Source organism: Streptomyces sp. NPDC058864 (assembly GCF_042742985.1).
In the GTDB taxonomy this organism is placed as follows: Bacteria; Actinomycetota; Actinomycetes; order Streptomycetales; family Streptomycetaceae; genus Actinacidiphila.
Genome location: NZ_JBHYMQ010000009.1, coordinates 1 through 12,446 on the forward strand (window position 1 = coordinate 1; position 12,446 = coordinate 12,446).

Annotated in this window: 3 protein-coding genes and 1 pseudogene; 2 read left to right on the forward strand and 2 right to left on the reverse strand. The window is 65.8% G+C overall.

The window, feature by feature from the left end; translation table 11 throughout:
- Positions 1-182, reverse strand: a pseudogene (locus ACFW3D_RS09670) (ABC transporter permease); the annotation flags it as partial.
- Positions 183-1,828: 1,646 nt separating this feature from the next.
- Here ACFW3D_RS09670 and ACFW3D_RS09675 point away from each other — a divergent pair.
- On the forward strand, positions 1,829-8,041 hold the full coding sequence (locus ACFW3D_RS09675) for an RHS repeat-associated core domain-containing protein (protein WP_500503517.1): 6,213 nt from the start codon (positions 1,829-1,831) through the stop codon (positions 8,039-8,041).
- Between the two features lie 366 nt (positions 8,042-8,407).
- On the opposite strand, the gene ACFW3D_RS09680 is transcribed toward ACFW3D_RS09675, so the two are convergent.
- Positions 8,408-9,235, reverse strand: coding sequence for a glycoside hydrolase domain-containing protein (locus tag ACFW3D_RS09680; protein WP_500503249.1), 828 nt, complete (start codon positions 9,233-9,235; stop codon positions 8,408-8,410).
- A 522-nt stretch (positions 9,236-9,757) separates the two neighbouring features.
- Between ACFW3D_RS09680 and ACFW3D_RS09685 the strand changes: the two genes are divergently transcribed.
- On the forward strand, positions 9,758-10,339 hold the full coding sequence (locus ACFW3D_RS09685) for a DM13 domain-containing protein (RefSeq protein ID WP_500503251.1): 582 nt from the start codon (positions 9,758-9,760) through the stop codon (positions 10,337-10,339).
- Positions 10,340-12,446 lie beyond the last annotated feature (2,107 nt).

A 12,446-nucleotide genomic window follows, 5' to 3' on the forward strand; every position in this document is an offset into this window, starting at 1 on the left:
GCCGCGATGAAATGACGGCGGCTCCACAGCTGCCGCACGTACTCGACGAGGCCCGGACGTGCGCCGCTGACGGACAGGCCGTACTTGGCCGCCAGGTCTGAAGAGGACGCCAGGTCGTCAGCACCGTGGACTTGTGGGGGGACGACCGCGCTGTGGACCAGCGGGGTTGTGGGGGTGGTCAAGACGTCGGATCCGTCCTGGAGGGGATTCAAGGAAGATGAGTGCCCCGGTGCAACGGAGCCGTGGAACCGGAGACCCGTAGCCGTCAGGCACCTTGCGGACCGGCGGTGACGTCGGAACCAGGTTATGGCACGTACCTACGATCAGAGGCGTCACACAGCGCGTTGGCGTCATTCCTCGTAGTGGTACACGAACTGCGACCTTTTCTGCGTGGTGTATCTGCTGTGAAAGGTGCCAATTATTGCGGCATCTTCCTGTTCGCGCCATGGGTGTTGACACCCATTTCTCACACCCCCCGGCCGAGACGAAATGGTCAGGCGGACCACTACAGCCGTAGCTGACGCACCAGGGTTTGGGTGCATCCGGGTGCCGGAGCGTGGGGCCGGCGGGGCCCACATGCCTCAAGGTGCGTCACGCTCTCCAGCGTGCCCTGGGCTTGGGGAAGGGGCATTCTGGCAATGTGGCCTTGGCGGTAACCTCCGTTCGAGTTCCCCATGGCAGGCCCACAAGCGAAAGAAGGGCCCCGCGCGCCAGCGGGGCCCTTGGGCCGTCTCCGCAGACAACGAGGAGAGCAAGTGCCACCTCGTCATGCGTTCGGGATCTTGTCCTTCGTGTCCCAGGTCGCACGTGGGTGCATGCTAGAAGTGCGACCCCGTCCATGCGGGAGACGTCATGCTCAGGGCGGGGCCGCCCGCCACTCGCGTGCGATGACCGGCTTGCGTTCTCGAACTGGCCGGCGGAATCTGAGTGCAATGCTTGGGGTCGTCCACCCCCAAGCGCCCCTCGGCGTGAGGAGGTCCCCGGCGTGGGGAAGCGACGGGGACCTCCTTTCGTTGTTCGTCGAGGACTGCGAGTACGACTCCCACCCGACTCACATCTTCAGCGTGCCCTCTCGTGTACTTGGGTGCATCCTTGAGAGGTGGCCCCGCTCTGACGTACCTCCGTGCATACGCATCCAGGGCGGGGCCCCACAGTCTCGCAGCGTGCAACGCCGGCAAAAGGAGTTGCGAGTTCACAGCTTCGGACGGGCCTGCGCCGGGAGAGACGAGGGGCCACCGGGGCTGGCGGGGGCGTGCGGCGAAGCGAAGGTCAGGGGGTGCCTAGGCTGCCCCGGTCGGCAAGCCTCATACACAGATCAGTCGGGCAGAGCCGTCGGCATGTAGCGGGGTCAGGCACCTGCCGGTGACTGTGGCAAGCGCGGTGCGCGGTTCGGTGGCGCCGGTGTGGCCCGCAGCTCTGCGGGAGCCCTGCCTTCATCCGGCAAGCCGGAAGATCACCCGCCTGAGAAGCCGCACTCGAACCCACGCTCACCGTGACCGGTACAGCAACGGCTTCCGAGAAGAGTGCTGTAGCGGGACCGGCGCCTGCGCTCTTTTGAGCGGCTTTGGTGGCAGTGCGTGTCCGTCTGGTTATTAAACGTTGCACTTGTCACACGGAGGAGGACCCTCCGCTTGTCGATCTTGTGACGGGTTGTCGTTGTTACCGATCTTTTACTCTTCGCTACTTTCACTTTGCCTTCACGTGTGTGATGGGCGCGAAGTGAACGAGTGGGAGAGTCATGGCTGTTGGGAAACTGGAGCGCCCCGGGTGGGGGAGACCGCGCCGGGGCAGGGGTCGACGCTGGATAGTGGGCGCTCTTCTGGTGGCGTTGCCGGTCACGCTTCTGGAGGGGATGGAGCCGGCGTTCGCTGCGGCGCCGGGGAAGGCGCCCGGTCTTGCCGCGAAGAAGGCCGCAGTTACGCAGGCCGCGGACATCGCCTCTGCGCGGGTGGCGGCGCGTTTGTCCGGCAAGCGCGTTGAGGCACTTTCTGAGCGCACGGAGACCTCGACAACGTGGGTCAACAGGGACGGTTCGCTCACCACGGAGATGGCCGCGGGTCCGATCCGCTTCCGGGATGAAGCGAGCGGCAAGTGGCGCCCCGTGGATCTGGAGTTGGTCCGGGCAGCTGATGGATCGGTGGCACCGAAGGGGCACCCGCTCGGGTTACGCCTGGCCGGCAAGTCTGGCACGCGGGCCTCATCGCTCAAGGCCGCTCAGTCGGCGAAGGCCACCGACCTGGTGACCCTCGGCGAGGGCGAGAACCAGATCACGCTCCAGTGGAAGGGAGGCCTTCCCGCCCCAAAGCTGGAGGGCACCCGAGCGGAGTATCCGGAGGCGGTGCCGGGTGCAGACGTGGTTGTCGAGGCTACCCGCACTGGTTTCGAACAATTTGTCGACATCAAGCAACGCCCGGCTGCTGGCGGGTACTCCTACACGCTGCCGCTGAAGGCCCAGGGCCTGAAGGTGAGGCAGCTCAAGGACGGCAGCGTCCTGTTCACCGACAATAAGAACAAAAAACGGGCTGTCATGCCCGCGCCAGTGATGTGGGACGCGAGTGTCGACAAGGTCTCCGGTGAGCACACCCGCCGGGCCAAGGTCGGCCTAAAAGTCGTCCCGCACAAGGGTTCCGTTGACCTGGTCATGACTCCGGACCCGAAGTTCCTCGCCGATCCGGCCACGACGTACCCGGTCACGGTCGACCCCACCACGGCTCCGCTGAGCAACGTCTTCGACACCTACGTCCAGCAGGGTGAGACCGTCGACTGGTCCACCGACGTCGAACTCGACATCGGCAACCCCGGAACCACCAACGGTGACGGCACTCCGCGTACCGCGCGGTCCTTCATCTCCTGGAACACCACGCCCATCCAGGACGCCCTGGTCACGGACGCCAAGCTCAGCCTGTGGAACTTCCACTCCGGCAACACCGACTGCAAGCTCTACCCCTGGGAGGTGTGGTCGACCGGGGCCGCATCGACCTCCTCGCGCTGGACGTCGCAGCCGGCAAAAACCGCACTGAAAGCCACCTCCACAGAGACCCGCGGCAACCCAGGGTGCACCTCGGCGCCTGACGGGTGGATCAACGCCACCGTCACCACACTGGTCCAGGAGTGGGCATCGGCCAAGGTCACCAAGGGCAACATGGGGCTTTACGCCTCGAGTGAGTCCGTGGTGGCACAGTGGAAGCGGGTCAACTCCGCGAACGCCACATCCAACCCGCCGAAGCTGACGGTCACCTACAACTACCGGCCGCGGACGGGCACTAAGCAGGAGGCGGGCCCGCCGTACTTCTCCTACTCCGGCGCCTACGTGGTGAACACCACGACCCCGACCCTGCGGGACACGTTCGTCGACGCCAACGGCGACAAGGTCGACGGAACCTTCCAGATCTTCGACAACGCCACCAACACCCAGGTCGGCGACGTCCTGGTCTCACCGTTCGTCCCCTCCGGACAGGTCGCCTCGGTCAAGGTCCCCGCCGGCGTGCTGGCCAACGGCAAGACCTACAAGTTCCGCACCAGCCCGTACGACGGAGCCCACTACAACCTGGGCTGGTCGGAGTGGAAGACGTTCACCGTCGACACCACCGCGCCGTCTGCGCCCACCGGCATCGTGTCGACGGACTACCCGTCCTCTGCATGGGTCAAGGGCGCAGGACAGGCCGGCGTCTTCAACGTCACCCCACCGTCAGCCGATCACAACTGGCTGGAGTGGTCACTGGACGGCGGAGCATGGACCAAGGTGGCCACCGGCGGATCCAGCGCCCCCAAGGCCATCAGCGTCACCCCGCCCAAGGACGGCACCCACACCCTGCAGGTCCGTTCGGTGGACAAAGCCGACAACAAGTCCGAGTCTGTTGACTACACCTTCCACGCTGGCCCGGGGGGTTTCGTTCAGCCCAGTGACGGCGAGCGCACCGCGCGCCGCCTGCCGCTGATCGCGGAGGCGGACGCAGTCAAGTACAACGCGGTGTCCTTCTCCTGGCGCCGCTCCGAGGCCGACGCGTGGGTCGTGATCCCTGCGGGAGATGTCACCTCCGGCGGCGTGCCCCTGACCGGCTGGCCGGTGCCCCTGACCAACGGCAAGAACGCCGCACTGACCTGGAACACCACCACAACCGTCGATCCCGACGGGGCCATCCAGATCAAGGCCGATTTCGCCGGGCCCAACAGCGCCTCCGGGAGCACGCAACCGCTGTCCGCGATCGTTGATCGCAACGCCACCGGTGCAGCATCGCAGGACATCGGGCCGGGTTCGTTGAATCTCCTGACCGGAGACTTCTCCCTGTCCGAAGATGACGCCTCCTTCTTCGGGCTGGGCATCAACCGGACCGCTTCTTCCCGCACGCCTGCAGCAGGGGAGCAGGAGGGGCAGGTCGCAATCTTCGGCAAGGAGTGGACGTCGGGAACCGAGTCGGAACTGACCGACTCCGACTACAGCCACCTGCGGAAGATCTCCGACACCGCCGTTGCCGTCGTCGGCCAGGACGGGGCCGAGACCCACTTCACAGCCAACGCGGCCCGCACAGGATGGGTGCCCGAGACCGGAGCCGAGAAGCTGACGCTTCGCGGCAGCACCTCCGGCACCTTCACCCTCGCCAGCATTGACGGTACGGTCACTGAATTCGCCAAAACCGATCCCGCGGCTGCGACCTGGCAGGTCAGCAGTACGCTGCTGGAGGGTCTCACCAACTCCTCCATCACGGTGGTTTCCGAGACGGTCACCGTCGACGGCAAGAAGCTGGCCCGGCCCAAGCGCATCATCGCCCCGACCTCGGCGGTCACCGTTGCGGCGTGCACGGCTGACCCCTCCACCAAGGGTTGCCGAGCGCTGGAATTCGTCTACGCGACGTCCACCACCGCGACCGGCAACGGCAGCAGTGCCGAGTTCGGCGACTACGCCGGCCAAGTCAAGGACATCAAGCTGTGGTCCACCGTCCCAGGCGACGCTACGGCCTCCTCGAAGGCCGTCGCAACCTACCGGTACGACTCCGACGGCAGACTGCGCCAGCAGTGGAACCCCAACCTGTCCCAGGCAACAGCCACCGAGTACTCCTACGACACATCCGGCCGTGTGACCTCGTACCTGTCCAAGTCGGAACTCCCCTGGACCTTCACATACGGCACAGCAGGATCCAGCACTGCCGCTGGCCCGGGCATGCTCCTCAAGGCGTCCCGCCCCGGCCTCAAGGCCGGCACCGTGGACGTCGTGGAAGGGGAAGCCGCCACCACGATCGTCTACGACGTTCCGCTCACGGGGACAACCGCCCCATACAAGATGGGCGCCGCTGACGTCGCGGCATGGGGCCAGACCGGAGCCCCGACCGATGCCACCGCCATCTTTCCTGCAGACGCCGTGCCCAGCTCCAGCACCGGCGCGAACCTCACAGCCGGCTCCTACAACCGCGCCGACGTCTTCTACCTCGGCGTCTCCGGACGTACCGTCAACTCGGCCGCACCCGGCGGCCACGTAAGCACCATCGAATACGACCGCTTCGGCAACACAGTGCGCGAGCTGGACGCCGGCAACCGCGCCATCGCACTGGGACTCACGGCAGCGGACCGCGCAACCCAGGCAGAACTCGGCATCGCCCAGCTCACCTCCGCCGAGCGCGCCGATCTCCTGAGCACCTCCACCCTCTACAGCGACAACGGCATCCGCGTCCTGGAGACCCTGAGCCCACTGCGCAGGATCGACCTGACTGCGGACCTGAAGTCCGGAACCACCACACTGGTGGCCTCAGGCACCCCGGTCACAGCCCGCGCCTGGTCCGTCAACGAGTACGACGCCGGGCGCCCGACCGACGGCAGCGCCACCGCCAAGGACCAGATCACCCGAACCGTCGTCGGCGCACAGGTCCGCGAGCACCCCTCGGTACAGGGGGAGACCCGCACCACGCAGCTCCAGTACGACTGGTCCAAGGGGCTGGTCACCAAGACCATCGACGACCCCGCCGGACTGGCAATCACACACACGACCGAATACGACGCCCAAGGCCGGGTGATCAAGCAACTCGTCCCCGGCGCCACCGGAACCGATGCTGCCACTCGCGTGACGACCTACTGGTCCGCCACCGGAACCGGCGCCTGCGCCGGCCGCCCGGAGTGGGCCGACCAGGTCTGCTCCGTCGGCCCGGCCGGCACTGTCACGGGCGGCGGCAGCAACCCCAGCCAACTGGGCACCACCACCACCGAATACGACTGGTGGGGCAACACCGCCAAGGTGGAGACCACGGCCAACGGATCCACCCGCACCACCCGCCAGACTGTCGACGCGGCAGGCCGACCCACCAGCCTGCAGCTCACCGGCGGCGCAGGACAGGCCGTCCCCGCATCCACCACCGACTACGACCCGTCCAGCGGGCAGGCAACCAAAACCTACTCATCCACCGCCGGGACCATCACCCGCGTCTACGACAAGCTCGGCCGGATGGTGTCCTACACCGATGCCGACGGCGGTGTGACCACCACGGAGTACGACCTGCTGGGCCGCCCCACCAAGGTCACCGACAACACGCCCTCGACAGTCACCTACACCTACGACCACACCACCGAACCCCGTGGCCTGGCGACCAAGTCCGTCGACTCCATCGCCGGTACGTTCACCGCGGAGTACGACGCTGACGGCGCCGTCAGCAAGGAGAAGCTGCCAGGCGGCTTCACGCTCAACCAGAAGCTCGACCCCACCGGTGCCACCATCGACCGGACCTACACACGCGACAGCGACGGCACCGTCGTCATGTCCGACACCACGACCGAATCCGTCCACGACCAGACCGTCACCCACTCCGGCTGGTCCGACCAGAGCTACCAGTACGACGCCATCGGCCGCCTGACGACAGTGCAGGACACGGCGGACACCGTGTGCACCCGTCGAGCTTACGGCTTCGACAACCGCACCAACCGCACCACGCTGACCACAGCGGTCGCCGCTCCCGGCTTGGACTGCCCCACCACCGGCGGCACCACCAAAACCTCCGCCTACGACAGCGCCTCCCGCATAGTCGACACCGGCTACACCTACGACGCCTTCGGGCGCACGACCGTCCTACCGGGTGGCACCACCGTCGGCTACTACACCAATGACATCGCCTACCAGCAGACCGCGAACGGCAAGCGCCAGACCTGGCAGCTCGACGCCGCCCACCGGTTCCGGTCCTGGAAGGTCGAAACAGGCAGCGGCACCACCTGGACGCAAACCGCGTCCAAGCTCAACCACTACGCCGACGACTCCGACAGCCCCCGCTGGATCGTCGAGGACACCGCAACTGGTGCGCTGACCCGGAATGTGGGCTCTGCCGCCGGCACGTTCGCTGCGACCACCAGCAAGACCGGCGATACAGTCCTGCAGTTCACCGACATCCACGGTGACATCGCGCTGGCTCTCCCTCTGGATCTCAGCAAGGCACCCACGGTTCTCGACTCCGACGAATACGGGAACCCGCGGCAGACCGGCACCCCCGCACGCTACGGCTACGTCGGCTCCGCCCAGCGCTCCACCGAAACCGTCACCGGCGCCCTCCTCATGGGTGTCCGGGTCTACGACCCTGGCACCGGTCGATTCCTGCAGACCGACCCCGAATACGGCGGCAGCCGCAACGCTTACGAGTACGCCGCCGGTGACCCGATAAATACCTTCGACCTCGACGGCCGCAAGGCCTACGTCAAGCGCACCTACTACCGTTCCTGGGGGCGCGTAATCACCGAGAAGTGGACGAACAGCTCCGGCCTGAACAGGACATACAAGGCAACATTTATCCTGAACCGGCTCTGGACCAATCGCATCGCCGCCTACGCCTGGGTCGTCTACGGTATAGTCGGCGTCGTTGCGATGATCTTCCCCCATCCGGCTGTCGTAGCACTCGCCGCCATGGCAATTCTCTACGGGATCTACATCCAGGCAGTCGCCACCTCAGCGGACCGGCGAGGCCAGTGCCTCAGGTTCAACCTGAGGAGGAACTTCCAGTACGGCCGGTTCTGGGGCCACACCTTCTTCATGTACGACTACGGCTACGGGTACGCCTGGCGCGGTAGGTGCTGACGGCAGGTAGGGCTATGTGAATCACGGTGCCACCACGCCGGAAGCACTCCGGCGTGGTGGCACCGTGCCATCCATCTCCGAAACGGGAAACGATGAACAACCTGCGACTTTCCTTGCGTATATCAATCGTCACATGGCTCGTGCTCGCTGTGGTCGCAGTTGCTGCTGTGATCGCCTGGGGATGGGCAGACGGCGGAAAGTTCTGCATACCTGTCGCATGCTGGTCGCTCGTGGTCGCCGCAATTCGGCTACGGTTGGGAAAGCGATAACGAGATAATCCAGTAGAGCCGAATGGCCAAACTTCACGGGAGCCGCCCAGTACGGGCGGCTCCCGCAAGCTAATCTGGACCGTTGGCGATGGCGAGGCTATCCGATGATGGCGACGGGGGCGTCCCAGGCGTTGCGATCCACGGTGATGGTGTAGGCGCCGCGCTTTTCCTTGCTGTTCACCATGTACTGGTGGGCCCGGCTGTGGTCGGTGAACAGTTTCGGGTCCCAGGGCCAGTCGGTGGTGGTGGTGTTCTTTCCGTCCCACAGGGCGTACCAAAGGTTGCCTGGCAGGTCTGTCTTGTCGGAGGCCGTGGCAATGGCCTTGGCACTGGTACTGCTGAAGCCGTAGTAGCCGCCGCGGTAGGTGTTGGCACGCAGCGTCTTGGTGAAGGAACGCACGTACGCGAGGGTGGCGTCGTTGCACGCCTTGTTCGTGATGTCGTACGGCTCCATGTCGAGATAGATCGGGCTGCCGGCCTTCATCCCGAGCGCCTTGGCCTTGGCCACGGCATCCTTGGCGTTGCTCGCGCCGACGGTCACCGCTGTGGAGGCGGTGAACCTCTCCTTGTTGCCGCTGGCCTGGCAGGGCGGCTGTGCGCCGACGTAGAGCGGAATCAGCTTCCAGCCAAGGGAGTTGACCGACTTCACCCACGCTGCGGTCAGGTTAGGCTGGGCGCAGCCACGGTTCTTACCGCCGATATAGACCGCAGCAGCGCCGTAGAAGCCGGTGTTCCACGCCTTCATCGCCGTCAGCGAGGGCGCTGTACAGGTATCGAACGCCCGGCCGGTGTACGTCTTCTGCGCCGGCCAGGCCGTGGCCGCGATCGACGTCTGCGCCGCGATACCCGCCCCTACCGCGACGACGGCACCCGCCGCCGCCCAGGCGATGTAGCGAATCTTCTTAGATGACTTATGTCTGGACAATCCCCGCCCCATTCAAACTGACGGCCAACGGCCCCGGTGGTGCGCCTCGCACTTGGTGCGCCGTGCGCATGCAGCAGCCGTGCTGCAGATCGGCGTCCGATAGCTCAAGTGATCGAAGCGCACCGAACCTTATCGAAGATCAAGCACCCCGCGCCGACTCCGCCGCCCGGATGGTGCGCGAGGTACGCCAGCGGTGGCAGCCGCAGGTCCGCGTCCGTGCTCAGAAGCCGTTGCGCTACGTCACGGTGAGCGTGGGTTCGAGTGCGGCTCCTGGGACGGGTGATCTTCCGGCTTGCCGGTATGAAGGCAGGGCGTCCTGTCCGCGAGGCTGCAGCTGTAGTGGAAGGGTTCCGGTCTGGTGCAGGTACATGTCATCAACCCCTCGCCGATGGGGGCACGTACGGCGGACTCAGCGCACGTCGGGCCGGACCGTAAGGACTTCGTATGATCTTTGGCCGAGACAGAAGGACCCCGCATCGCGTGGAATCAGTCGTGTCAGCGCGCTGCGTGTGGGAGGCACAAATGAGTCGTCTGGTGGGGCAACTGCGCAAGCCGCTGGTCATAGGGGTGCTGGTGGTAGGCCTGGCCTTCGTCGCGGTAGGGATGTACCTGTTCCAGCCGTGGAAGCTGTGGACGGACGAGATCGTGAATGAGGCGCCACCCGCTACCAGACCGTCTACGAACACGCCCACGGAACTCTTGGAGCCCGATGAGCCGGGCGCATCCGGTGAATCCACAAAGCCGGCCAGCCCAAGGACGCTGGCCTCAGGCGAGTTCATCACTCATGAGCACACGACTACGGGCAGCGTGAAGATCGTCCAGCTACCAGACGGCTCCCGGGTGCTGCGCCTGGAAGACCTGAACACCAGCAACGGCCCGGACCTGAAAGTCTGGATCACGGACGCCACAGTGAAGCCTGGCAGAGACGGCTGGGACGTGTTCGACGACGGCGACCACCTCAGCCTCGGTAGCCTCAAGGGCAACATTGGCAGCCACAACTACCAGCTGCCCGCCGAAGCAGATCTGGACAAGTACACCAGCGTGAGTATCTGGTGCGATCGGTTCAATGTCTCGTTCGGCGCTGCCGAACTGGCCCGCGCCTGAACCGGAACGGCGGCTGCACACAGGCTCCTCACCGAGGAGGGCGGCCGCCTCGCCCGTGGCAGCGAACGCTGCGGGCATCCCTGTGGCTGGTCGCGCCGTTCCGGGCAGGCTTTTTGTTCGCTCAATGGAGCGAACAGCCAATTACGGTGCGCGGCCTTCGGAGATGAAGATCACGATCCAGGGGGGGAAGACCGTGCACTTCAGCTAGCCACTCTGTGGCACTTCCGTCACCCATCACGAGCCCAGCGGGGGCAGCTTGCGGCGCTTCCGGCCACCTCGATACAGGGTGTCGCGGTCGCGCGCCACCAGAAAGAAGCCGCAGAGGCAAAATGCCGCAGAGCAGACGGCGAGGATAACGCCGAGCGGCTGTCGGCCCTCAGACAATGAGCCGGCTGCGCGAAAGAGCTGCCCCAACCCGACTGCCGTCCCGCCCCATCCTGCACAGGTGCTGGCGTTTCGGCGATGCTGTCGTCCGATGAACCACACGCCAAAAGTCACGCAGATGAGACCACCAGCAGCGATTACCACTCCATCGAACATCCCCACCTCCGCGGGAAGCGTTACCGATCGTGATCGATCCCAAGCCCCCTGTCCCGAGCATGCGAACGCGTCGCTGCCCGGTGGCCGAGTGTCATACCTCATCACATCTGGGCTGCGACTTGTCACCCGCGACTGGCGCGTGGGTGGTGGGCTTGATGACATCGTCCTACTCTGACCAGGCGCAGCGGGGGCCACTGTGGACATCGGCTGCACGACGAGCGTGATGAACTGGTGCTGGAACACGCCGCAGGACATCGCCACCACGTCGCCTGGGGTGGACTGGCCGGTGTGTTCATCGGCGCGGACGGCCGCCCTGTCCGGAGCCGGATTCAATGCTCACGAACCCCGCACTACGAACCATGCGAACTCCTTCTGTTTCTGGGCGGGGTCTACGCTGAGCCACGTGGCCGCCGCATGACCTTCCTCCTTCGCGGGCCGGTGATCAACGGTGGCTGTGCCCGTCTTCCTACACTGGTTGGAGTGGGGTGCGAAGTGTCGGCATCGTCTGAGTTCCGTGGCTTCGATCTGGTGCGGCGGGGCTATGATCGCCATCAGGTCGACCGCTATCTCAAAGTTCTGTCTGAAGTTGATACGTCAGTCGGCCCGCCGCTCTTCCGGATCGTGTGGCGGGGCTATGACCCCCAACAGGTTGACGCGCGGGTCGGTGACCTTCTGGCTGACAGAGGCATCAGCAGCTAATCGCACCCCCCACCCCACCGGGCAGTGCTGTTCAGTGTCTCAACTGGCGAGATCGCGATCTACGGCTGGAGTAGGTGGGTCGCTTCAGAGCAGTCCCCGTTCGAAGCGTGTTCTGGCTAGGGCGATGACGTGGAGTCCGTTCACGGCTGGCCACCGGCCCCGGGCAGATTCGCCGTCTCTAGGGGTGATTCGGGTGTGGTGTGACGTTGGGTGTGGGGGTTCGTTGAACCTTCGCAACTCGTTCTCGGGGGTGTGGCTCTGCGGCGGGTTGTTGCACGACTCGACGCAGGAGTTGCTGATGCGGGCGTTTCCCGTGGTGATGCCCTCCGGGCAGAAGTACTGGACGGTCCTTGATGACGACCTGGAGGTCGTCCCCGTCGCCGATCACTGGCTGCGGAACCTCAGCTTCGGCCGGGACCGGGCCGAACTGACGACCAAGTCCTACGCCGGAGGCGTGGCCCTGTACCTGCGTTGGTGCGTCGCGACCGGCCGGTGCTGGCCGGAGGCGGGCCGGGATCTGGCCTTGTTCATGGTCTGGCTGAAGTACACCCCTGCGCCTCGGGATGGGGCGGTCGCGGTGGTGCGGCCCGGACCGGGCGCCGCGCCGGTGCGGGGTGAGCGGCGGATCAACCGGGTGTTGGTCGCCGTACGGGGGCTGCTTTCCTACGCCGTCTCTGCCGGGGCGGCGCCGCGGGGGGGTGCTGGGGCAGATCTACGAACTCGCCGACAGCAGGGACGTGCCGGTCGAGGCCGGGGGCGAGGACGGAGGCCTGTTCTACCGGCTGCGGCCGGTCCACCGCCTGAGAGAGCCCGTCGCCGATGTCGACCGGGCGGCCGACGCCGAGCTGGTGGCGATGGTGGGCGCTTG